Origin of the sequence: Streptomyces sp. NPDC127595, from assembly GCF_042671685.1 — a bacterium.
Taxonomy (GTDB): domain Bacteria; phylum Actinomycetota; class Actinomycetes; order Streptomycetales; family Streptomycetaceae; genus Streptomyces.
Window position 1 is genome coordinate 53,275 of record NZ_JBHXWK010000004.1, and the last position, 22,340, is coordinate 75,614.

A 22,340-nucleotide genomic window follows, 5' to 3' on the forward strand; every position below is an offset into this window, starting at 1 on the left:
ACGGGGCTGCTGTGCGCTCCTGGGAAAAGGTCAGCGAATGGGGCGGTGGAGGTTTTCCTTCTTGCTCGGGCCTGGCGACGCGTCGGCGATCCACGGTCCTTCGCCCGACGGATCGATGACGCCCTGCTCCAGCCATTCGTAGCGGCCCGCCAGGACGCCCTTGACCACCTTGCGGTCGAGGTCGTCGGTGTTGGTCCAGAGCCGGCCGAAGAGTTCGTCGACGCGGATGCGGGCCTGACGGCAGAAGGCGTCGGCGAGCTGGTAGGCCTCGCGGCCGTGGTCCTCGGTGGTGCGCAGGAGTTCGGCGCGTACACAGGCCGCGCTCATCGCGAAGAGTTCGGCGCCGATGTCGACGATCCGACCAAGGAAGCCCTGCTTGGTCTCCATCCGGCCCTGCCAGCGGGACATGGCGTAGAAGGTGGAGCGGGCGAGCTTGCGGGCGCTGCGTTCGACGAAGCGGAGATGCGGGGAGAGGTCGACGCCGCCCTGGTTGAACTCGGCGTACGCGCGCGGAAGCTGACCCTGGCCCGCGACCAGCTTCGGCAGCCACTTGGCGTAGAAGACACCGGCGTTCGCGCCCGCCTTCGCCTTGTCAGAGAGGGACTTGTCGGGGTCGATGAGGTCACCGGCGACCGAGAGGTGGGCGTCCACGGCCTCGCGGGCGATCAGCAGGTGCATGATCTCCGTCGAGCCCTCGAAGATGCGGTTGATACGGAGGTCGCGCAGGACCTGCTCGGCGGGTACCGCCCGCTCCCCACGCGCCGCCAGCGACTCCGCGGTCTCGAAGCCGCGCCCGCCGCGGATCTGGACCAGCTCGTCGGCCATCAGGCAGGCCATCTCGGAGCCGTACAGCTTGGCGAGGGCGGCCTCGATGCGGATGTCGTTGCGGTCCTCGTCGGCCATCTGGGAGGACAGGTCGAGGACGGCCTCCAGCGCGAACGTCGTCGCCGCGATGAAGGAGATCTTCGCGCCCACAGCCTCGTGGAACGCGACCGGCTTGCCCCACTGCTCACGCGCCGCCGACCACTCACGGGCGATCTTCAGACACCACTTGCCCGCGCCCACGCACATCGCGGGGAGGGAGAGCCGGCCCGTGTTGAGGGTGGTCAGCGCGATCTTCAGACCCGAGCCCTCCGGGCCGATGCGGTTCACGGCGGGCACCCGGACCTGGTGGAAGCGGGTCACGCCGTTCTCCAGGCCGCGCAGGCCCATGAAGGCGTTGCGGTTCTCGACGGTGATGCCCTCGGAGGCCGCCTCGACCACGAACGCCGTGATGCCGCCCTTGTGCCCCTCGGACTTCGGCACCCGCGCCATGACGACGAGGAGGTCGGCGACCACGCCGTTGGTCGTCCAGAGCTTCACGCCGTCCAGAAGGTAGTCGTCGCCGTCCGGCACGGCGCTCGTCGCGAGGCGGGCGGGGTCGGAACCCACGTCCGGCTCGGTCAGCAGGAACGCCGAGATGTCGGTGCGTGCGCAGCGCGGCAGGAAGGTGTCCTTCTGCTCCTGGGTGCCGAAGAGCTTCAGCGGCTGCGGTACGCCGATCGACTGGTGCGCGGAGAGCAGCGCGCCGAGCGCCGGGTTCGCCGAGCCGATCAGGGCGAGCGACTTGTTGTAGTAGACCTGGGTGAGGCCCAGACCGCCGTACTTCGTGTCGATCTTCATACCGAAGGCGCCGAGTTCCTTGAGGCCGTTGATGACCTCGTCGGGGATCAGCGCCTCGCGTTCGATGAGCGCCGGGTCGATCTTCGTCTCGCAGAAGTCGCGCAGCTTGGCGAGGAACTCCTCGCCGCGCCGGGCGTCCTCGTCGGCGGGCAGCGGGTGCGGGTGGATCAGGTCGAGCCGGAAGCGGCCGAGGAAGAGTTCCTTGGCGAAGCTCGGCCTGCGCCAGTCCTGTTCGCGCGCGGCCTCGGCGACCTGCCGTGCCTCACGTTCGGTGACGGTGGGCTTGTGGGGTGTTGCGGTCATGAGGGTCACCTCGCCGCGCATCGGGAACAGGGGTTCGTGTGCCGATCTCGTACGCTCTGGTACCCCGATCTTGTGCGCCCATTTCGCCGGTCTCATGACGCATTTCGCCGGTCTCATGACGCATTTCGGTGATCTTCGGGCGCACGTTACTGATCGGTTCTACTCGATCGTATTTACCTGATTCCGGGTGACCCCACCAGTCCTCGCGCAGCGTTCGGCCCAACGCGCGCGCCGACGACGCAAAGGGCCCGGCACCGGAAGGCATCGGTGCCGGGCCCTTCATCGGGAGCCTATATGAAAATGGTTCCCATGAGCTAGCTTTTCGGGAAGACGGTCAGAGGGCGAGGCCCGTCAGCACCAGCACCCGCTCGTACGTGTAGTCGTCCATCGCGAACTTCACGCCCTCGCGGCCCACGCCGGACTGCTTCACGCCGCCGTACGGCATCTGGTCGGCACGGTAGGACGGCACGTCGCCGATCACGACGCCACCCACCTCCAGCGCGCGGTGGGCGCGGAACGCCGTCTGCAGGTCGTGCGTGAACACACCTGCCTGGAGCCCGTACTTGGAGTCGTTGGCGGCGGCGAAGGCGGCGGCCTCGCCCTCCACCCGCCGTACGGTGAGGACCGGTCCGAAGACCTCCTCGCAGGAGATGGTGGTGTCCTGCGGTACGTCGGCGAGCACGGTCGGCGCGTAGGCGGCGCCGTCCCGCTTGCCGCCGGTGAGCACGCGGGCCCCGGCCTGTGCGGCCTCCTCCACCCACGCCTCTACGCGCTTGGCGGCGTCCTCGCTGACCAGCGGGCCGACGTCGGTCCTGTCGTCCGACGGGTCTCCGGTGACCTGCGCCTCGACGGCGGCGACGATGCGCGGCAGCAGCCGGTCGTACACGGCCGCGTCAGCGATCACCCGCTGTACGGAGATGCAGGACTGGCCGCCCTGGTAGTTGGAGAAGGTGGCGATGCGGGTGGCGGCCCAGTCCAGGTCCGCGTCACTCGCCCAGTCGGCGAGCACCACGGCCGCGCCGTTGCCGCCGAGCTCCAGCGTGCAGTGCTTGCGCGGCACGCTGTCCATGATCGCGTACCCGACCTTCTCGGACCCGGTGAAGGAGATGACGGGCAGCCGCTCGTCCTGCACCAGGGCGGGCATCCGCTCGTTCGCCACCGGCAGGATGCTCCACGAACCGGCGGGCAGCTCGGTCTCGGCCAGCAGGTCGCCGATGATCAGGCCTGAGAGCGGGGTCGCGGGCGCCGGCTTCAGGATGATCGGGGCGCCGGCCGCGATGGCCGGGGCGATCTTGTGGGCGCACAGGTTGAGCGGGAAGTTGAAGGGTGCGATGCCCAGCACGACGCCCTTCGGGAACCGGCGGGTCAGCGCGAGCCGCCCCTGGCCGCCGAGGTCCGTGTCGAGCCGCTGTGCCTCGCCTCCGTTGAACCGGCGGGCCTCCTCCGCCGCGAACCGGAACACCGACACGGCTCGGCCGACCTCGCCGCGGGCCCACTTGATCGGCTTGCCGTTCTCGGCGGAGATGAGCCGGGCGATCTCCTCGGTCCGCTCGACCAGCCGCCTCGACACGTGGTCCAGGGCGGCGGCCCTGATGTGCGCCGGGGTCGCGGCGAACTCGTCCCGTACGGCGTACGCGGCGGCCACGGCTTCCTCGACCTGGGCGTCGGTCGGCACGCTGACCTGGCCGACGAGCCGGCCGTCCCACGGGGAGGTGACGTCGAACGTGGTCTCACCGGTGGCCTGGCGGCCGGCGAGCCAGAAGGCGTGGGTGGAAGTCATGTGAGTCCCGGCCCTTCCGAGGTTGGTGGCGTGGCTTTCGTCGTCAACGGTAGGGGTGGGGCGACCGGGGGTCGTTTGTCCGGGGCGTAGCAGTCGGGGGTGGGGGTGCGCCGGTTTGGCACGGTGGTGGGTGGTGCAGGGGGTGGTTTTTTCGCCCCCTCCGCCCCTGCCCGTCCCGTACCTGGGGGCTGCCGCCCCCAGACCCCCGCTGTCGCGCTGAACGCGCTCGTCCTCAAACGCCGGACGGGCTAAGAATCTTCAGCCCTCCGGCGTTTGAGGAGCGGGCGTTTGGGGGCGGAGCCCCCAAGTGACGGGAATGGGCAGGGGCGGACAGGGCGAAAAAAACCGCCCCTCACTCCCCCGCCGCCGCCGTGGTCTTCAGCGCCAGCCACAGCTCCATCCGGACATCCGGATCGTCCAGGGAGCGCCCGAGGATCTCCTCGACCCTCCGCATCCGGTATCGGAGGGTGTGCCGGTGCACACCGAGGTCGGCGGCCGCCGCGTCCCACTGCCCGTGCCGGGACAGCCACGCCCGCAGCGAGGCGACCAGATCCCCCCGCCCGGTGGCGTCATGCTCGTGCAGCGCCCGCAGCAGCCCGTCCGCGAACGCCCGCACGGCGTCATCGGCGAGCAGCGGCACCACGGACCCCGCGGCGAGCTGCTCGTGCTCGACGAGGAACCGTCCGCGCCGCCGGGCGACGGACAGCGCCTGCTCGGCCTGCTTGTACGCGGCGCCGGCGGCGATCGGCCCGGCGGGCGCCGACAGCCCGACCACGAGCTCGACCTCGTCACCGCCGGACTGCTCCCGCAGGGAGGCACGCTGGACCTCCAGCGCCGTCGCGTGCTCCCCGCAGGCGGCGACCGCCGCGCCCCCGTCCACGGCGAGCACGACGAGCCGCTCCCCGTCGGGTACGACGAGTACGGCCTCACCGGAACGGGCGGCCGCGGACTCCACGACCTCGGCGAGCGCGCCGAGCGGATCACCCACGGTCTCGTGCGCCGCGACGGCGGCGGAGGGGACGGCGGCAGCGGCCACGCGCGCGTGGCCGTCGGCGTGCGCCCGGGCCGCCGACGCGGACGCCGACTCGGCGAGGATCAGCCGGAAGGGCGCGTCGAGGAGTTCGCCGAACAGGTCTCCGGCGACGGCCCTGGCGTGATCGGACTCCCCGGCGAGCAGCATGCGCAGCACCGCCGCGCCGATCCGCTGCTCGGCCGCCTGCAAGGAGCGTGAGCGTTCCGTGGTGAGCGTCAGCAGGGCGATCGCCGAGTGCAGGGCGTACCGCTCAGCCGTGCCGAGGGCGGCGGCGGTACCGACGGCGAGTGCGGCGCGCGGCCGCCGTCCCGTGCCCAGCGAGTGCAGTTCGACCCGGTCCTCGCCGCCGACCACCGAACTCGCGGGAGCCGGCCGGTCCCGCAGTCGCTCCACGTCCTGGGTGAGCCGCGCGGCCCGCCGGCCCGCCCACTCCGGCGCGGTGGCGACGACGGCACCGGAGGCGTCGTACAGCGCCGCCCAGCCGTCGATCTGTCCGGCGAGTGAGGACAGCAGCCCTTCGGGCCCGTCGGTCAGCGCCTGCTTGGTCAGCTCGCGCTGTGCGGCGAAGCCCGCGGTCACGGCGCGGTACTGGTCGGCGGCGATGGCGGCGGAGACGGCCTTGCTGATGGCCAGGAAGGGCGTACGCCGGGGCACTTCGAGGAGCGGCAGCCCCTCTTCCTCCGCCGCGTCGACGAGTGCCTTCGGGATCTCCTCGTAGTGCACCCCGACGGCGAATCCGAGCCCGGCGACCCCGGCTCCCACCAGCCGCTTCACATAGCGCTGCATGACCTCGGGATCGTCCGCGTCCAGCTTGAGCGCGGTGATCAGGAGGAGTTCCCCGCCCTCCATGTACGGCACGGGGTCGGCGAGCTCGCTGGCGTGCGCCCAGCGGACGGGCACGTCCAGCCGTTCCTCGCCCGCGCGCACCGTGAGCTTGAGCGCGGAGTGGTGGACGAGCGAGGCGAGCGTGGGGGGCATGGGACCTTCAGGCCTTCGGGTTCTCAGGTCTTCACAGGATCTTCGACGGTCACTGGCGATGTGATCTTTTGGCCGCGACGTATGAACGACCTATGTCGATTCTGCCTCACCGTACGGTACGGCCGTGACCATATGTCCAGATGTACAGGTCAGCGCCGTAGACCTTAGGAGTCAGCCCTGCAGACCCGCGAGCATCAGCCCCGTAGATCCACCAGCAACGGCGGCGCGTGCTCGCCCCGCACGCTCGTGAGCGACAGCACCGCGTGGCCCGGCGGCACCCCGTGCGCCAGCTCGGACGCGGACCAGCGCTCCCGCTCGACCTGGCGGACGGTGACGGCCCGGGCGGTCGGCGCGTGTCCGGTGATCACCCGCCGCACCATGTGCAGCGCCTTGCCCGCCGGGGTCTCCGCGATGATCTGCCGGTCGGTGACATCGCGCGCCTCGATCCACTCCTTGCCCCAGACCTCGGCGAAGTCCTGCCCGTCCCAGGGCGTGATCCCGGACAGCGCCATCCGGCACCCGATAGCACCGAGCAGCGGGGTCCGCAGCGCCCGCGGCACGTCGTCGAGTGTCCGGAGCGTCAGCACGGCGCCCGCGTTGCCGGACCGCAGCCGCTGGATGCCTCGTACGGCCTCGGGCGTGACGACCCCGGTCGCGTCGTCCAGTACCAGGCAGGCGAACAGCGAGCGGTCCTCCCGTACCGCGACACTCGCCGTGAACTGTGCGAGCACCAGCCGTGCCAGGATCCGCGAGGCGTCGGCGTGCCCGCGCGCCGGCAGATCGATCCGCACCCGTACGGGGTGGTCGAGCGCCCGGAGGGAGAAGGGCCGCGACTGACCCGACGTATCGAAGAACCCCGCGAACGCCGGCCGGTCGAGGAGCGCTACCCGGTCCGCGAGTACGCCCCCCACATCCCCGGGGTGGCCCAACTGCCGTTCCCGTGCGTCGAGTTCGCGCAGCAGCGACTCCTTCCCGCTGTCCTCCAGTGCTTTGCGCAGCGCCCCGAGCGGACCGGGGGAACCGTCGAGGAGCTGCCGCAGCTCGGGCACGGACGGGAAGCGGCCGTGGACGGCCCGGAAGGGTCCCAGGAGCTGGGCGAGAACAGTCGTCGACCGGCGGCTGTCGCCCCCGGGATGCGGATCGGCCAGATCCCCGACGAGCGCCTCGGCCAGTACGGCGGCGGCTTCGTCCGGGTCGGTGGTCCCGCCGTACAGGTCGAGGTCGTACACCGACTCGGGATTCCCGATCCGTACGACGACGTCGTAGGCGTCGACGGCCCCGAGCCCGGCGCCCGCGGCGCCCACCACGACCACGGCGGCCCGCCCGGCGAGCGCGTGCAGACACAGCGACTCGGCGAGCGGCCAGACGATGCCACCCGTCTTGCCGGATCCGGGCGGGCCGACCGCGAGCAGCGAGGTGCCGAGGAGCTCGGGGCCGAGAGCGAGGCCGGTGCCTCGATAGGCGTACGGGTTGCGGGCGTCGTCAGCGGTGGTGCCCAGGCGCACCTGTCCGGTCACCAGGTCGTGCAGCGCGTGCCGTCCTGGCAGGTCGCGCGCCCCGGAGGGGTGCAGACAGGCGGCGGACCCGTCTTTGAGGACCGCGCCGGTGAAGGTGGCGAGGCTGTGCCGCCCGCTCCGTACGCCCTGCCAGGCCCGCGCGATCCGGGCATGGTCGACATCGCGCATCAGCCCCGAGCGGGCCTCGGCGGCGAGCCGGTCGGCGGCGTCGGCCGCACCGGCGGCGCGGAGCTGGTTCCACTGGGCGGGGTCCTCCTCGGGCGCGGGCGGCCGTTCGCTCACGGGAGCGGCGCGGCGCCAGGCGGGCGGCCCGTAGCGCCGCCAGACCTCGCCCCAACGGCCGAGCCGGCCGACGCCGAACATGATGGCGAGGGCGATCAGCGTGTAGTAGCCGTACCAGAGGAACGCGGTCCCGACGCGGTCGTCGCTCCGGCGCCAGGAGTCAGGGGTGAACAGGTCGAGCGGGATGACCCACCAGCCGCCCAGGTAGCCGTTCCAGAGCAGCGACCAGATCAGCCACCCCACCAGGAACGCGATCACGGCGCCGCTCAGGAGCTGCCGCGCCGGGATCTCCTCCGGCTCCTCGTCCGGCCGCTGCCGGTACCCGAACCGCCAGACCCCGGGCGCCGCCTCGGGCCTGGCCGTCCGGACCCACGTCAGGAAGGCGGACCCGTCCGGCAACGGCGGCATCCCCGGTGCCCGTGCGGGCCGGGGTGGTGTCGCCGGCATGTCCGGGGGCCCCGCCGGACGCGGCACAGGACTGGCATGCGTGCCCCGCGCGTCCTGCGTCCCGTCGCTGTCCATCGCCTTTGCCCCCTGACCAGCCGCTCCGTACGTCGTCCGCGAGCCAATCTAGTGCCCCCGCAGGGGGAGTTCACCGCTTACACGGCCGGACCTGGGAGGAGACCCCCTCGCTCAGCACCCACCCCGCTATATCCACCACGGACAATCGACACCCTGAACAACTCCCCCATGGAGCATGCCCACCCCCCTCCCCCGGTCATAACCTGCGAAGAAAGCAGTCAAGCGTCCGAAATCCCCCCGCCCGGTACGCCCCGTCCGCCGGGGACCGTCCGGTTCGCAAGATCATCAGGGAGCCCCTCATGACCGCACTTCCGCAGGAGCGCCGCGTCGTCACCGCCATCCCCGGCCCGAAGTCGCAGGAGCTGCAGGCCCGACGGCTCGCCGCGGTCGCGGCCGGTGTGGGCTCGGTGCTCCCCGTGTTCACCACGCGCGCCGGCGGCGGCATCATCGAGGACGTCGACGGAAACCGGCTGATCGACTTCGGGTCGGGTATCGCCGTGACCAGCGTGGGCGCGAGCGCCGAGGCCGTCGTGCGCCGGGCCTCCGCCCAGCTCCAGGACTTCACCCACACCTGTTTCATGGTCACGCCGTACGAGGGGTACGTCGCCGTCGCCGAGGCGCTGGCGGAGCTGACGCCGGGAGATCACGCCAAGAAGTCGGCGCTGTTCAACTCGGGCGCCGAGGCCGTCGAGAACGCCGTCAAGATCGCGCGGGCGTACACCAAGCGGCAGGCGGTGGTCGTGTTCGACCACGGCTACCACGGGCGTACCAACCTCACGATGGCGCTGACCGCGAAGAACATGCCGTACAAGCACGGCTTCGGTCCGTTCGCCCCCGAGGTCTACCGCGTGCCGGTGGCGTACGGCTACCGCTGGCTGACCGGCCCGCAGAACGCGGGCGCCGAGGCGTCCGCCCAGGCAATCGACATGATCAACAAGCAGATCGGTGCCGAGAACGTGGCCGCGATCATCATCGAGCCGGTGCTCGGCGAGGGTGGCTTCATCGAGCCGGCCAAGGGTTTCCTGCCCGCGATCAGCAAGTTCGCCGGCGACAACGGCATCGTCTTCGTCGCCGACGAGATCCAGTCCGGCTTCTGCCGCACCGGCCAGTGGTTCGCCTGCGAGGACGAGGGCATCGTCCCGGACCTGATCACCACCGCCAAGGGCATCGCGGGCGGCCTCCCGCTCGCCGCCGTCACGGGTCGCGCCGAGATCATGGACGCCGCGCACTCGGGCGGCCTGGGCGGCACCTACGGCGGCAACCCGGTGGCCTGCGCCGGCGCGCTCGGCGCGATCGAGACGATGAAGGAGCTCGACCTCAACGCGAAGGCCAAGCACATCGAGGCGGTCATGAAGGCCCGCCTGGGCGCGATGGCGGACAAGTTCGACATCATCGGCGAGGTCCGCGGCCGCGGCGCCATGATCGCCATCGAGCTGGTCAAGGACCGCGACTCCAAGGAGCCGAACGCCGAGGCGGCCGCCGCACTCGCCAAGGCCTGTCACCAGGAGGGCCTGCTGGTCCTGACCTGTGGCACGTACGGCAATGTCCTCCGCTTCCTGCCCCCGCTGGTCATCGGCGAGGACCTCCTGAACGAGGGCCTCGACATCATCGAGCAGGCCTTCGCCCGCATCTGACCCGCCCCACGCGCCTCACCAGCGGAATCCGGCTGCCCCTCGCAGCGGATTCCGTTTGGCCGCCGGGGTAGGCCGGCGGTCGTCAGGCCGTGTGAAGAAGGTGTGCGAGGTGCATGACGGGAGGCGATTCCGTCTGTCGGACCCGGATCCCCTGTCGTAGGTTCTACCCAGATGAGAGATACACCCCGCCCACAGGGGACTGTGGGCGGCACCAGGTCGGGGCCTCCCCAGCTTCGCCCTGGTCGTGCCCTCGCGCACACACCCGGAGCTTCCAGCTCCGAATCTCCTCACCGATCGGACAGTCGCCCGCCCCAAACCCCCCGGGGCGTGCGACGATCCGATCCGGACGGCCACCCCGGAACTACCCCCCCTGTTCCGGGGTGGCCGACCTTCTCCCTCTTTCTCGGCCTCCCGGCCCTCCTCTTCGCGCTGATCACCTGGCAGGTCGCGGCCCACGGCCCCCTCGCCCGCGCGGACGAACGCCTCAGCGGCCACCTCGTACACCCGGCCCGGATCTACGAACTCCTCGCGGACCTCGGCAACATCGCGGTCGCCGTTCCCGTCCTCGCCGTCGTGCTCGGGTACGTCGCCCTGCGTGCGCGCCGAGCCGGGCGGGACCGCTGGTGGCTGCCCTCCGTCGCCTCGGCGGTGCTGATGGCCGCCGTACCGGCACTGGTCGTGCCGGCGAAAGAACTGGTCGCCCGCCCGGGCCCACCGGTCATGGGCCCGGGTACGGGCTTCTATCCCTCGGGGCACACGGCGACCGCCGCCATCGCGTACGGCGCCGCCACCCTCGTACTCCTCCCCTGGCTCCGCACCGCCCGCGCCCGCCGCGCGCTACTCAGCGCCTGTGCCGTGCTGAACCTCGCGGTGCCCTACGGTCTGGTCCGGCGCGGCTTCCACTGGCCGCTGGACGTGGTGGCGAGCTGGTGTCTGTGCACGGTGCTGCTGTTCTGCCTGTGGCTGCTGCTCCGCCGGAACAGCCGTCAGGATCAGCCGAAGTAGCCGCCAGGATCAGCCGGAACAGGCGCCGGGATCAGCCGAAATAGCTGTCGAAGTTCTTCTGGAACTCCCAGCTTCCGAACCGGTCCCAGTTGATCGACCAGGTCATCAGGCCGCGGAGTCCGGGCCAGATGCCGTGGGTGGCGTACGTGCCGCAGTTGGTCTTCTTGGTGAGGCAGTCGAGGGCCTTGTTGACCTCGGAAGGTGCCACATAGCCGTTGCCCGCGTTCGTCGTCGCCGGCATGCCGATGGCTATCTGGTCGGGGCGCAGGGCGGGGAAGACGTTGCTCGTGTTGCCGGCGACCGGGAAGCCGGTCAGGAGCATGTCGGTCATCGCGATGTGGAAGTCGGCGCCGCCCATGGAGTGGTACTGGTTGTCGAGGCCCATGATCGAGCCGGAGTTGTAGTCCTGGACGTGCAGGAGCGTCAGGTCGTCGCGCATGGCGTAGATGACCGGGAGGTAGGCGCCGGCGCGCGGGTCCTGGCCGCCCCAGGGACCGGTGCCGTAGTACTGGTAGCCGAGCTGGACGAAGAAGGTCTCCGGGGCCATCGTCAGCACGAAGCCGGCGCCGTACTTGGCCTTCAGGGTCTTCAGGGCCGAGATGAGGTTCACGATCACGGGGGTGGTCGGGCTCTTGAAGTTCGTGTCGGTCGCGTCCAGCGAGAGCGAGTGGCCCTCGAAGTCGATGTCCAGGCCGTCCAGACCGTAGGTGTCGATGATCTTCGACACGGAGGTGACGAAGGTGTCGCGGGCCGCGGTCGTCGTCAGCTGCACCTGGCCGTTCGCGCCGCCGATGGAGATCAGGACCTTCTTGCCCGCCGCCTGCTTGGCCTTGATCGCCGCCTTGAAGTCCGCCTCGCTCTCGACGGTCGGGCACTCGGTGACCGGGCAGCGGGTGAAGCGGATGTCGCCCGAGGTGGTGGTGGTCGGTTCACCGAAGGCCAGGTCGATGATGTCCCAGCTGTCGGGGACGTCGGCCAGGCGCGTGTACCCGGCGCCGTTCGCGAAGCTGGCGTGGAGGTAACCGACGAGGGCGTGTTCGGTCGAGCCTCCGCCGCCGCCCGCGGTCGTCGTCGCGGTCACCGTCGCCGACTTCGGCGACTCGCCCGCGTCGTTCACCGCCGCGACCTGGAAGGTGTACGCCGTCGAGGCGGTGAGTCCGCTGACCGTGGCCGAAGTCCCGGTCGCCGTCTGGACTTTCACGCCGTTGCGATAGATCGCGTACCCGGTCGCGCCTGTCACCGGGGACCAGGACAGGGCGACGCTCGACGAGGTGACCGAGCCGGCCGTCAGACCGGTGGGTGCGGCCGGGGGCTGGCCCGGGTCGACGGCGGGACCGACGAGGGAGACGTCGTCGACGTTGTAGGCGCCGGTGCCGTACCAGCCGTGCGTGTAGATGGTGACCCTGGTGGTGGAGGCACCGGTGCGGAAGGACGTGGTGAGCTGCTGCCAGGCGGTCGCGGACTGGGTCCAGGTGGAGACGTCGGTGGTGCCGGTGCCGCTCGCGCCGAGGTAGACGTAACTGCCCCGGACGTAACCGGCAAGGGAGTACTGGGAGTTGGGCTGCACGGCCACCGACTGGGAGCACTGTGCGTAGTCGCTGCCGGCCGGGGTCGCCTGCAGCGCGGAACTTCCGCTCCGTACGGGTGAGTTGACGGTGGTGGCCGCCGTACAGGTCCAGTTGTCCAGGCCCGCCTCGAAACCGCCGTTCTTCGCGAGGTCCGCGTCGGCCGCACGGGCGGCCGACGAGAGCGCGGTCATGCCGGGAACGGCCAGGAAGGTGGCCGTGCACACGGCGAGAAGTCTGTGACGCGTGAGTGATCCGTTGCGTCGGGTGCGATCCACGACTGCCTCCGGGCATGGGGGAATTGGAGGGGTGAAGCGCGCCCAATTTGGTCCAGACCAATCCTGTTGTCAAGACCTCCGGGAATCTCTGGACGTCAGGACCTGAGGAACCTCAAAGCCTCTTGGCGAGTCCTGTGACTGTCACCGGGGTCCGGCCCCGGCACGGCTATCGGTCCTCGTTTCCGGCGCGGCCTGCCGCCGCCTCGTGCATGGCCAGTTCGAGCAGCGCCGGGTCGGTGAGGGTGCCGGAGCCGTCGGGCGGGATCAGCCAGCGAACGCCGCCGCCGGTCGTCCTTCCCGGGTACGGCACCACGATCCAGGTACCGCGGCCCGCTGTGCGCACCCCCGTGCCGAGCCACCGGGCCGCGGTGCCCGCGGGCACGAAGAAACCCATCCGGGCGTCCCCGAAGTCGACGAGCACGGGACCGAGTTGGTCGATCACGCGGGTCAGCACGTCGAGCGTGGGGTAGCCGAGTTCGCCCGGCAGGATGAGTACGTCCCAGGCCTTGCCCGCGGGCAGCAGCGCGATCCCCAGCGGATTGCGCTCCCATTCCCAGCGGCAGGCCTCGGGATCCGGAGCTACGGATGCCAGCCAGTCGACCGCCGTCTTAGCCCCTGTCATGGCGGAACCTCCCTCTCTCATGTCGACGCTGGTCGCGTCACAGGGGAGAGGGATGTTCGGGCCGATCATTACGCGGGTTCTGAATAATTGTTGATAGTGAGCCGGGTCACAGTGACTGAGCAGGGCGTAGGCCGTGGATCCGGAGCCCCGCGGCGGGCCTCAGCTGTCGAACCCGAGCCCCAGCCTGTCCATCGTCTTCAGCCACAGATTGCGCCGCCCGCCGTGCGAATCCGCCCGCGCCAGTGACCACTTGGTGAGCGCGATGCCCGTCCAGGCGAAGGGCTCGGGCGGGAACGGCAGCGGCTTGCTGCGGACCATCTCCAGTTCGGTGCGTTCGGTGCGCTCCCCCGCCAGCAGGTCGAGCATCACGTCCGCACCGAACCGGGTCGCGCCCACGCCCAGCCCGGTGTAGCCGGCCGCGTAGGCGACCTTGCCCTGGTGGGCCGTACCGAAGAAGGCGGAGAAGCGCGAGCAGGTGTCGATCGCACCGCCCCAGGCGTGGGTGAAGCGGACGCCCGCCAACTGCGGGAAGCAGGTGAAGAAGTGGCCTGCGAGCTTCGCGTACGTCTCCGGGCGGTGGTCGTACTCGGCGCGCATCCGGCCGCCGTACGGGTAGATCGCGTCGTAGCCGCCCCACAGGATCCGGTTGTCGGCGGACAGCCGGAAGTAGTGGAACTGGTTCGCCGAATCCCCGAGACCCTGGCGGTTCTTCCAGCCGATGGACGCCAACTGGTCGGCGGTCAGCGGCTCGGTCATCAGCGCGTAGTCGTAGACGGGGACGGTGTAGGCCCTGACCCGCCTGACCAGGTTCGGGAAGATGTTCGTGCCGAGGGCCACGCGCCGGGCACGGATCGAGCCGTACGGGGTGCGTACGGCCATTTCGGCGCCGTGCGGCTTCAGTTGGAGCGCCGGAGTGTGCTCGTAGACGCGGACGCCGAGTTCCTGGCACGCCCGCTTGAGGCCCCAGGCGAGCTTGGCGGGGTGGAGCATGGCGACGCCCCGGCGGTCGTACAGGCCGGCCAGAAATGTCGGTGAGTCGACTTGTTCCCGTACCGCTTCGGCGTCCAGGAACTCGGTGCCGTCCACCAGGCCCTCGCGCCGCAACTCTTCGTGCCACTCGCGCAGTTCGGCGGCCTGGTGCGGCTCGGTGGCGACGTCGATCTCGCCGGTGCGCTCGAAGTCGCAGTCGAGGGAGTAGCGGGCGACGGCCGCCTCGATCTCGTCGAGGTTGCGGGCGCCCAGCTCCTCCAGTCTCCTGATCTCGTCCGGCCAGCGGGTGAGGCCGTTGGCCAGTCCGTGGGTGAGGGACGCGGCGCAGAAGCCGCCGTTGCGGCCGGAGGCGGCCCAGCCCACCTCGCGGCCTTCCACCAGAATCACCTCGCGCCGCGGGTCGCGCTCCTTGGCCAGGAGCGCGGTCCACAGTCCGCTGTAGCCGCCGCCGACGACGAGCAGGTCGCAGGTCTCGGTGGTGGTGAGAGCGGGTTCGGGGTGGGGTTTGCCGGGGTCGTCCAGCCAGTAGGACACCGGCTGCGCGTCGGAAAGAGACTTGGTCCAGCGGGTCATGGCGCTTGGGGCCATGATTTCAACTCCCTACAGCTGAATCACCCTTGTTAAGGGTTATGCCTTTTGCTTGTTGCTGTTACGTCTTCTGCTTGTTTCGGCGGTTGCTGATAACCATTCCGGACAGGACGAACAGTACGGCGACGATGAACATGGCCGTACCGATGACATTGATCTGAACGGGTGTCCCGCGCTGTGCCGAGCCCCAGACGAACATGGGGAAGGTGACGGTCGAGCCGGCGTTGAAATTGGTGATGATGAAATCGTCGAAGGAGAGCGCGAAGGCGAGCAGCGCGCCCGCGGCGATTCCGGGGGCCGCGATGGGCAGGGTGACGCGGACGAAGGTCTGCACGGGTCCCGCGTACAGGTCCTGGGCCGCCTGCTCCAGGCGCGGGTCCATCGACATGACACGTGCCTTGACGGCCGTCACGACGAAGCTGAGGCAGAACATGATGTGGGCGATCAGGATCGTCCAGAATCCCAACTGTGCACCCATGTTGAGGAAGAGGGTGAGCAGTGAGGCGGCCATCACGACCTCGGGCATCGCCATCGGCAGGAAGATCAGCGAGTTGACGGCGCCGCGGGCGCGGAAGCGGTAGCGGACCAGGGCGAAGGCGATCATGGTGCCGAGGACTGTGGCACCGAGCGTCGCCCACACGGCGATCTGGAGGCTGAGCGAGAGCGAGCCGCACATGTCGGCGACGCCGCACGGGTCGGTCCAGGCGTCCGTGGAGAAGTTCTGCCACTCGTAATTGAAGCGCCCCTTCGGTTTGTTGAAGGAGAACACCGTGACGACGACGTTCGGCAGGAGCAGATAACCGAGTGTCAGAAGTCCCGCGATGACGACGAGATGCTTCTTGAACCAGCGTACGAAGGTCATTTAAACCAGATCCTCCGTCCCGGACTTGCGAATGTAGAGCGTGACCATGATGAGGATCGCGGCCATGAGAATGAAGGAGAGTGCCGCCGCCGTCGGGTAGTCGAGAATCCTCAGGAACTGGGTCTGGATGACGTTGCCGACCATCCGGGTGTCCGTGGAGCCGAGCAGATCGGCGTTCACGTAGTCACCGCTGGCCGGGATGAAGGTCAGCAGCGTCCCGGAGACGACACCGGGCATCGACAGCGGGAAGGTGACCTTCCTGAAGGTCGTGAAGGGCTTCGCGTACAGGTCGCCTGCCGCCTCGTGGAGCCGTCCGTCGATGCGTTCGAGCGAGGTGTAGAGCGGCAGGATCATGAACGGCAGGAAGTTGTACGTGAGACCGCAGATCACCGCGAGGGGCGTGGCCAGGACGCGGTCTCCGGCCGTGATGCCGAGCCAGCTCGTGACGTCCAGGATGTGCAGCGAGTTGAGGGTGCCGACGACCGGGCCGCCGTCCGCGAGGATCGTCTTCCAGGCGAGCGTGCGGATCAGGAAGCTGGTGAAGAACGGCGCGATGACCAGGATGAGGACGACATTGCGCCAGCGGCCCGCGCGGAAGGCGATCAGATAGGCAAGCGGGTAACCGAGGATCAGGCACAGGATCGTCGCGGAGCCCGCGTACAGCACCGAGCGCAGGAACTGCGGCCAGTAGTCGGCCAGCGCGTTCCAGTAGGTGGCGAAGTGCCAGGTGACCTTGTAGCCCTCCTCCAGGGAGCCCGTCTGCACGGACGTGGAGGCCTGGTAGACCATCGGCAGCGCGAAGAAGACCAGCAGCCAGAGGATGCCGGGCAGCAGCAGCCAGTACGGGGTGAGCCGGCCGCGTCTGCGGGGCGGCTTCTCGGCGGGTTGCGGCGCCAGGGGTGGCGCCTCGGTGACGGTGGCCATCAGGCAGCCTCCTCGTCCACCGTCTCGACGCCGGCGTCGATGTCCTGGGCCGCGTCGAGGCCAAAGGTGTGTGCCGGGCTCCAGTGCAGGACGACATCCGTGCCGGGCCTGAGCCGGGGGTCGCGGTCGATGTTCTGGGCGTAGACCTCGAACTCGGGGCAGACGGCGCTGTCGATGACGTACTGCGTGGAAACGCCGATGAAGCTGGAGTCGGCGATCTTGCCGGTGATCCGGTTGCGGCTGGCCGGGATCTCGCCCGCGTCGTCGGCGTGGGTGAGGGAGATCTTCTCCGGGCGCACGCCGACCAGCACCTTGCCGCCGGTCGTCGTGGGCGCGGAACATCGCGCCGCGGGCAGCAGGAGCTTGCCGCCGCCCGCCTTGAGGACGATCTCGTCGCCGCTTCTGGAGTCGACCTCGGCCTCGATGAGGTTGGAGGTGCCGAGGAAGTTGGCGACGAACGTGGTGTTCGGGTTCTCGTAGAGGTCGGCGGGCGAGCCGAGCTGCTCGACACGGCCCGCGTTCATCACGGCGACCGTGTCGGCCATCGTCATGGCCTCCTCCTGGTCGTGCGTGACGTGCACGAAGGTGATGCCGACCTCGGTCTGGATGCGCTTGAGCTCCAGCTGCATCTGACGGCGCAGCTTGAGGTCGAGGGCGCCGAGCGGCTCGTCCAGAAGCAGCACCTTGGGGGTGTTGATCAGCGCGCGGGCCACCGCGACACGCTGCTGCTGGCCGCCGGAGAGCTGGTGCGGCTTCTTACGCGCCTGCTCGCCGAGCTGTACGAGCTCCAGCATGTCCTCGACCTGCTTCTTCACCGACTTGATGCCGCGCCGACGCAGCCCGAAGGCGACGTTCTCGAAGATGTCGAGGTGCGGGAAGAGCGCGTAGGACTGGAAGACGGTGTTCACCGGCCGCTTGTAGGGCGGCAGGTTCGTCACGTCCTGCTCCCCCAGGTGCACGGTCCCCGAAGTGGGCTCCTCCAGGCCGGCGATCATGCGCAGCGTGGTGGTCTTGCCGCAGCCCGATGCCCCCAGGAGGGCGAAAAACGATCCTTGCGGGACAGTCAGGTCGAGGGGGTTTACGGCCGTGAAGGCGCCGTACGTCTTGCTGATCCCGGAGAGGCGGACGTCGCCGCTGTTGTCTGTCGTCATCATGGTCACGCCCCTGTGAGCTTCGCGAACTTCTCTTCGTAGGCCGTCTCTTCCTTGCTGCTGAGCAGGCGGAAGGCGTGAGACTTGGCGGCCATGGCCTGGTCGGGAATGATCAGCGGGTTGTTCGCCGCGTCCTTGTCGATCTTCTCCAGGTACGGCTTCACTCCGTCGACCGGACAGACGTAGTTGATGTAGGCGGCGAGTTCGGCGGCCGGCTCGGGCTCGTAGTAGTAGTCCATGAGCCGCTCGGCGTTCGTCTTGTGGCGCGCCTTGTTGGGGATCAGCATGTTGTCGGTCGAGGTCATGTAGCCGCTGTCCGGGACGACGAAGTCGACGTCCGGGCTGTCCGCCTTGAGCTGTACGACGTCACCGGCCCAGGCGATACAGGCCGCGAAGTTGCCGCTGGTGATGTCGGACGTGTAGTCGTTGCCGGTGAAGCGGCGGATCTGGCCCTTGTCGACGGCCTTCTGGAGACGGGCGATCGCCGCGTCGAAGTCGTCGTCCGTGAACTTGGCCGGGTCCTTGCCCAGGTCGAGCAGCGTCATGCCGATGCTGTCGCGCATCTCCGTCAGGAAGCCGATGCGCCCCTTGAGCTTGGGGTTGTCGAGCATGTCGGAGACCGACTTCACCTCGATGCCGTCGAGCGCCTTCTTGTTGTAGGCGATGACGGTCGAGATGCCCTGCCAGGGGTAGGAGTAGGCGCGGCCGGGGTCCCAGTCGGGGTTCCGGAACTGCTGCGACAGGTTCGTGTACGCGTGCGGCAGGTTGGCCGGGTCCAGTTTCTGGACCCACCCGAGGTTGATCAGCCGGCCCGCCAGCCAGTCGGTGAGGACGATGATGTCGCGGCCGGTGTCCTGGCCCGCGGCGAGCTGCGGCTTGATCTTGCCGAAGAACTCGGCGTTGTCGTTGATGTCCTCGGTGTACTTGACCGTGATGCCGGTCCGCTTGGTGAACGCGTCCAGCGTGGGGTGGTGCTTCTCGCTCTCGTCGACGTCCATGTACTCGGTCCAGTTGGAGAAGTTGATCGTCTTCTCCTTGGCCGAGAGGTCGTCGGCGGAGACGCCACCCTGGGTCTTGCCGGCCGCGGGGATCCCGCAGGCGCTCAGCGCCCCGAGTCCGCCGATGGCGAGCGCACCGCCCGCCGAGGCGCGCAGCAGCGAACGGCGGCCGAGGGAGGCCCTGCCGTTCCTGAGGCTGCGCCGCATGGCGGCCAGTTGGACCGGGGACAGGCGTTCGGGCTCGTACTGCTCCATGATCCTGGTGCCCTTTCGGAAGGGTCGCGGCCGTGGTCGCGGCCTGGTCTGCCACTCGGCGCGGGCCGACGTGAATCGGCTAGCTCCGGTCCCCGAAGATCGTGCGGTGCCAGTCCTTCTCGGCAACTCCAGTGTTGTCGAACATGACGTGCTTGATCTGTGTGTACTCCTCGAACGAGTACGCGGACATGTCCTTGCCGAAGCCGGACGCCTTGTATCCGCCGTGCGGCATCTCGCTGATGATCGGAATGTGGTCGTTGACCCAGACGCAACCCGCCTTGATCTCTCGGGTCGCGCGGTTGGCGCGGTAGACGTCACGGGTCCAGGCGGAGGCGGCGAGTCCGTACGGGGTGTCGTTGGCCAGCGCGATGCCCTCGTCGTCGGTGTCGAAGGGCAGCACGACGAGCACGGGCCCGAAGATCTCGGACTGCACGATCTCGCTGTCCTGAGCGGCGTCGGCGACGAGGGTGGGTGTGTAGTAGGCGCCGCTCTTGAGGTCGCCCTGCGGTACGGCTCCGCCGGTGACTACGCGCGCGTAGGAGCGCGCCCGGTCGACGAATCCGGCGACGCGGTCGCGCTGGGCGTGCGAGATCAACGGCCCGAGATCGGTGTCCGGCGCGAAGGGGTCACCTACGCGGACACGTGCCATGAGGTCGGCCGTTCGGGAAACGAACGCTTCGTAGAGAGGCCTTTGTACGTACGCGCGCGTGGCGGCCGTGCAGTCCTGCCCGGTGTTGATCAGCGAGCCGGCGACCGCGCCGTTGACGGCAGCTTCGAGATCCGCGTCGTCGAAGACCAGGAAGGGTGCTTTGCCGCCCAGCTCCAGGTGGAGCCGCTTGACGGTGGCGGTGGCGATCTCCGCGACCCGCTTGCCGACGGCGGTGGACCCGGTGAAGGAGGTCATGACGACATCGGGATGGCCGACGAGATGTTCACCGACATCCTTTCCCGCTCCCGTGACGATGTTGATGACACCGTCGGGGATGCCCGCCGCCGTGGCCGCCTCGGCGAAGAGGAGGGAGGTGAGCGGGGTGAGCTCGGCGGGCTTCAGGACGATCGTGTTGCCGGCCGCGACCGCCGGGAGGATCTTCCAGGCGGCCATCTGGAGGGGGTAGTTCCAGGGCGCGATGGAGCCGACGACACCGATGGGTTCACGGCGTACGTACGAGGTGTGGTCGCCGGAGTACTCGCCCGCGGACTGGCCCTGGAGGTGGCGGGCCGCGCCCGCGAAGAACGCGGTGTTGTCGATGGTCCCCGGGACGTCGAACTCCCGGGTGAGCTTGAGCGGCTTGCCGCACTGCAGGGACTCGGCATCGGCGAGTTCCGCGGCCCGGTCGGCGAGCACGGCGGCGAAGCGGTGCAGCGCGTCGGAGCGCTCGCCAGGGGTGGCACCCGACCAGCCGGGGAACGCCGCGCGGGCGGCCGCGACAGCGGCGTCCACGTCGGCAGTGCCCGCGAGTTCGTACGTGTAGACCTCCTCGCCCGTGGACGGGTCGACGACCGCGAACGTACGGCCGGAGGTGCCCTTGGTCAGCCGGCCCGCGATGTACTGCGCGCCGTCCGCGAAGCGGTCCTGCGCCTGGAAGCGATGGCCCGGTTTGTGCATGTCGCTCTCCTCCGCCGCCCTCCCCGTCCTGCGGGGGTCGGCGTAGCTCCAGCTCGATTTGAGTGCCGATCCTGACAGAGCTAGGGGACTCCAACAAGTGATTCCGTTGTTGCCTTTTGGTTACGCAACGGAATCTGTCGACCAGGTGTCGAGTCCTCTTGGAAAAGCCAGGACGGATTGTCAGTGGTGGATGCCAGACTCGCGTGCATGGGGAAGATCGATTCACGGGACGCGCTGGTCAGCGAGGTCCGTTCCGGCGCGAGGGTGAAGTACCTGCACTTCTGGGGGCACCGGCCGAGGCCGGACGGTCAGGTGAGCGCGAGCTGTCTGAGCCAGTGGTGGCCGTCACCGTTCACCGTGGACGGCGTGGCCTACGCGACGGCCGAGCACTGGATGATGGCGCGGAAAGCGCGGCTCTTCGAAGACCCGGAGGCCGAGCGGCGCGCCGTCGACGCTACGAGTCCCGCGGCGGCCAAGAAGGCGGGGCGGCTCGTGCGCGGTTTCGACGACGCCGTGTGGGAGCGCGAGCGCTTCGCGATCGTGGCCGAGGGCAGCGTCCACAAGTTCGCCGCGCATCCCGGGCTGCGGGCGTTTCTGCTGGGCACGGGCGAGCGAGTGCTCGTCGAGGCCAGCCCGATGGACCGGGTGTGGGGGATCGGGCTCACCGCGGACGACGAGCGCGCGGCGGATCCGGGGCGGTGGCGGGGGCTGAATCTGCTGGGGTTCGCGCTGATGGAGGCGCGGGGGCGGCTCCGGGGGGTGGTCGAGGAGGGTGGAGTCTCGTGGGGAGGGCTTGGTTCACGGGGCCGTTAGGGGGCTCGGTCCGCTGAGCAGGGCGGGGAAGCCCACTGCGGCTCGGCAGCGCCCTGAAGGGACGCGGGGAACTGCGCGACCAGCCACGATGGTGCCGCAGCCGATCGACGGCACGTCCCTGCACTTCCGCGGACCCGTACTTCCAGCGGACCCGTACTCCCAGCGGACCTGCACTTCCAGCGGAGCGCTCAGCCGAGCTGCTCCACGACAAATGACGTGGAGAAGCCGTCCCCGTCCGTGCCCGAGTCGATTTCGGATGAGCTGTCGTCCGCGACGAAGAATATGAGCACGACCAGCGCGATGGCCAGGACGATGCCGACAGCTCCGCAGATGATCCCGGCCAGCGCCTGGCCCGGGTTCGTCGCTTCGCCACGAGCTGCTTTGCGGTGGGCGATCACACCGAAGACCACGCTGAGGATCCCCATCACGAACGTCAGCGGCCACACGCAGAACAGAGCCGCCGAGGCGATACCGAGGACCAGGGCGGCGGTGCCCATGCCGTTGCTCGGCGCCATGGGCATGGCGGGCCAGCCGCCGTACCCGGGGGCACCTGGGTAGTAGGGCTGCTGCGGCGGGTGGGACGGGTAGCCGTACGGGTACGGGGGCGGCTGGCCGGGGCCCCCGGGAGCGAAGGGGGGCGGGGGGATGGGCTGTCCCTGTCCCTGTCCGGGGGCGGGCTGGGGGTAGGGGGTGTAAGCGGCGGGGGGCGCGAAGGGGTTGTGGTTGTCCCACGGCGGGGGGATGGGGGCGCCTGCGGCGGGCGGCGCCGGTGTAGCCGACGTACCCGATGCGCCCGGCATGCCCTGGTCGGGGAACGACGTGACCGTCCGCTGGTCGTACACGGGGGCGGCTGCGGCGCCGTTCCCCCGTGAGCGGGCCTTCTCCTCCGGGGCTGCCCAGGGGTTCGGCTCGGGATGCGGCTCGGGTCGCGGGTCGGCGGCGGGCTTGTCCAAGGGGACCTTCGGAGCATCC

General features: G+C 69.7%; 16 protein-coding genes. 3 read left to right on the top strand and 13 right to left on the bottom strand.

The features are described from left to right. Positions 1 to 30 precede the first annotated feature (30 nt). The 4 genes from ACFVKT_RS14435 to ACFVKT_RS14450 all read right to left on the bottom strand — a co-directional run bounded on the left by ACFVKT_RS14435 (position 31) and on the right by ACFVKT_RS14450 (position 8,077). A complete protein-coding gene (locus ACFVKT_RS14435; protein WP_385731202.1) occupies positions 31 to 1,965 on the bottom strand; it encodes an acyl-CoA dehydrogenase family protein in 1,935 nt (644 codons plus the stop codon). A gap of 334 nt (positions 1,966 to 2,299) precedes the next feature. Continuing rightward, the gene (locus ACFVKT_RS14440; protein ID WP_385731204.1) at positions 2,300 to 3,745 is read right to left on the bottom strand and encodes an aldehyde dehydrogenase family protein; all 1,446 of its coding nucleotides are present in this window, start codon (positions 3,743 to 3,745) and stop codon (positions 2,300 to 2,302) included. A gap of 352 nt (positions 3,746 to 4,097) precedes the next feature. Next, a complete protein-coding gene (locus ACFVKT_RS14445) occupies positions 4,098 to 5,756 on the bottom strand; it encodes a PucR family transcriptional regulator (RefSeq protein ID WP_385731206.1) in 1,659 nt (552 codons plus the stop codon). Positions 5,757 to 5,950: 194 nt separating this feature from the next. Then, the gene (locus ACFVKT_RS14450; RefSeq protein ID WP_385731208.1) at positions 5,951 to 8,077 is read right to left on the bottom strand and encodes an ATP-binding protein; all 2,127 of its coding nucleotides are present in this window, start codon (positions 8,075 to 8,077) and stop codon (positions 5,951 to 5,953) included. Between the two features lie 299 nt (positions 8,078 to 8,376). Between ACFVKT_RS14450 and gabT the strand changes: the two genes are divergently transcribed. After that, the gene (gene gabT, locus ACFVKT_RS14455; protein WP_385731210.1) at positions 8,377 to 9,711 is read left to right on the top strand and encodes a 4-aminobutyrate--2-oxoglutarate transaminase; all 1,335 of its coding nucleotides are present in this window, start codon (positions 8,377 to 8,379) and stop codon (positions 9,709 to 9,711) included. Positions 9,712 to 10,038: 327 nt separating this feature from the next. Then, positions 10,039 to 10,716 (top strand): phosphatase PAP2 family protein, encoded by a 678-nt coding sequence (locus ACFVKT_RS14460; RefSeq protein ID WP_385731212.1) that lies wholly within the window; start codon positions 10,039 to 10,041, stop codon positions 10,714 to 10,716. 31 nt (positions 10,717 to 10,747) lie between these two features. On the opposite strand, the gene ACFVKT_RS14465 is transcribed toward ACFVKT_RS14460, so the two are convergent. The 8 genes from ACFVKT_RS14465 to ACFVKT_RS14500 form a co-directional block, all read right to left on the bottom strand. Beyond that, positions 10,748 to 12,475, bottom strand: a complete 1,728-nt coding sequence (locus ACFVKT_RS14465; protein ID WP_385732097.1) for a chitinase — start codon at positions 12,473 to 12,475, stop codon at positions 10,748 to 10,750. A 250-nt stretch (positions 12,476 to 12,725) separates the two neighbouring features. Continuing rightward, complete coding sequence (locus ACFVKT_RS14470) at positions 12,726 to 13,181, bottom strand: hypothetical protein (RefSeq protein WP_385731214.1); 456 nt, start codon at positions 13,179 to 13,181, stop codon at positions 12,726 to 12,728. Positions 13,182 to 13,340: 159 nt separating this feature from the next. Continuing rightward, positions 13,341 to 14,759, bottom strand: a complete 1,419-nt coding sequence (locus ACFVKT_RS14475) for an NAD(P)/FAD-dependent oxidoreductase (RefSeq protein WP_385731215.1) — start codon at positions 14,757 to 14,759, stop codon at positions 13,341 to 13,343. A 61-nt stretch (positions 14,760 to 14,820) separates the two neighbouring features. Beyond that, positions 14,821 to 15,621, bottom strand: coding sequence for an ABC transporter permease (locus ACFVKT_RS14480; protein ID WP_385731217.1), 801 nt, complete (start codon positions 15,619 to 15,621; stop codon positions 14,821 to 14,823). Further along, a complete protein-coding gene (locus ACFVKT_RS14485; RefSeq protein ID WP_385731219.1) occupies positions 15,622 to 16,545 on the bottom strand; it encodes an ABC transporter permease in 924 nt (307 codons plus the stop codon). It lies immediately after the preceding gene. Beyond that, complete coding sequence (locus ACFVKT_RS14490; RefSeq protein WP_385732099.1) at positions 16,545 to 17,696, bottom strand: ABC transporter ATP-binding protein; 1,152 nt, start codon at positions 17,694 to 17,696, stop codon at positions 16,545 to 16,547. The genes ACFVKT_RS14485 and ACFVKT_RS14490 overlap by 1 nt, the downstream gene beginning before the upstream one ends. A 5-nt stretch (positions 17,697 to 17,701) precedes the next feature. After that, positions 17,702 to 18,949 carry a spermidine/putrescine ABC transporter substrate-binding protein gene (locus ACFVKT_RS14495; protein WP_385731221.1) on the bottom strand — a complete coding sequence of 416 codons (1,248 nt, stop codon included), beginning with the start codon at positions 18,947 to 18,949 and terminating at the stop codon, positions 17,702 to 17,704. A 79-nt stretch (positions 18,950 to 19,028) separates the two neighbouring features. Further along, positions 19,029 to 20,555 (bottom strand): gamma-aminobutyraldehyde dehydrogenase, encoded by a 1,527-nt coding sequence (locus tag ACFVKT_RS14500; protein ID WP_385731223.1) that lies wholly within the window; start codon positions 20,553 to 20,555, stop codon positions 19,029 to 19,031. A 207-nt stretch (positions 20,556 to 20,762) separates the two neighbouring features. On the opposite strand from ACFVKT_RS14500, the gene ACFVKT_RS14505 reads away from it, so the two are divergent. After that, positions 20,763 to 21,368, top strand: coding sequence for an NADAR family protein (locus ACFVKT_RS14505; RefSeq protein ID WP_385731225.1), 606 nt, complete (start codon positions 20,763 to 20,765; stop codon positions 21,366 to 21,368). Between the two features lie 188 nt (positions 21,369 to 21,556). On the opposite strand, the gene ACFVKT_RS14510 is transcribed toward ACFVKT_RS14505, so the two are convergent. Continuing rightward, entirely contained in the window at positions 21,557 to 22,321 is a 765-nt protein-coding gene (locus ACFVKT_RS14510) for a DUF4190 domain-containing protein (RefSeq protein WP_385731227.1), read from the bottom strand. Between the last annotated feature and the right edge of the window lie 19 nt (positions 22,322 to 22,340).

Excerpts from the sequence above, each read along its gene's own strand:
- ACFVKT_RS14485 (WP_385731219.1), bottom strand. The coding sequence starts at position 16,545 with ATGGCCACCGTCACCGAGGCGCCACCCCTGGCGCCGCAACCCGCCGAG.
- ACFVKT_RS14495 (WP_385731221.1), bottom strand. The coding sequence starts at position 18,949 with ATGGAGCAGTACGAGCCCGAACGCCTGTCCCCGGTCCAACTGGCCGCC.
- ACFVKT_RS14435 (WP_385731202.1), bottom strand. The coding sequence starts at position 1,965 with ATGACCGCAACACCCCACAAGCCCACCGTCACCGAACGTGAGGCACGG.
- ACFVKT_RS14470 (WP_385731214.1), bottom strand. The coding sequence starts at position 13,181 with ATGACAGGGGCTAAGACGGCGGTCGACTGGCTGGCATCCGTAGCTCCG.
- ACFVKT_RS14500 (WP_385731223.1), bottom strand. The coding sequence starts at position 20,555 with ATGCACAAACCGGGCCATCGCTTCCAGGCGCAGGACCGCTTCGCGGAC.
- ACFVKT_RS14465 (WP_385732097.1), bottom strand. The coding sequence starts at position 12,475 with ATGACCGCGCTCTCGTCGGCCGCCCGTGCGGCCGACGCGGACCTCGCG.
- ACFVKT_RS14450 (WP_385731208.1), bottom strand. The coding sequence starts at position 8,077 with ATGGACAGCGACGGGACGCAGGACGCGCGGGGCACGCATGCCAGTCCT.
- ACFVKT_RS14505 (WP_385731225.1), top strand. The coding sequence starts at position 20,763 with ATGGGGAAGATCGATTCACGGGACGCGCTGGTCAGCGAGGTCCGTTCC.
- ACFVKT_RS14475 (WP_385731215.1), bottom strand. The coding sequence starts at position 14,759 with ATGGCCCCAAGCGCCATGACCCGCTGGACCAAGTCTCTTTCCGACGCG.
- gabT (WP_385731210.1), top strand. The coding sequence starts at position 8,377 with ATGACCGCACTTCCGCAGGAGCGCCGCGTCGTCACCGCCATCCCCGGC.
- ACFVKT_RS14440 (WP_385731204.1), bottom strand. The coding sequence starts at position 3,745 with ATGACTTCCACCCACGCCTTCTGGCTCGCCGGCCGCCAGGCCACCGGT.
- ACFVKT_RS14490 (WP_385732099.1), bottom strand. The coding sequence starts at position 17,696 with ATGACGACAGACAACAGCGGCGACGTCCGCCTCTCCGGGATCAGCAAG.
- ACFVKT_RS14445 (WP_385731206.1), bottom strand. The coding sequence starts at position 5,756 with ATGCCCCCCACGCTCGCCTCGCTCGTCCACCACTCCGCGCTCAAGCTC.
- ACFVKT_RS14480 (WP_385731217.1), bottom strand. The coding sequence starts at position 15,621 with ATGACCTTCGTACGCTGGTTCAAGAAGCATCTCGTCGTCATCGCGGGA.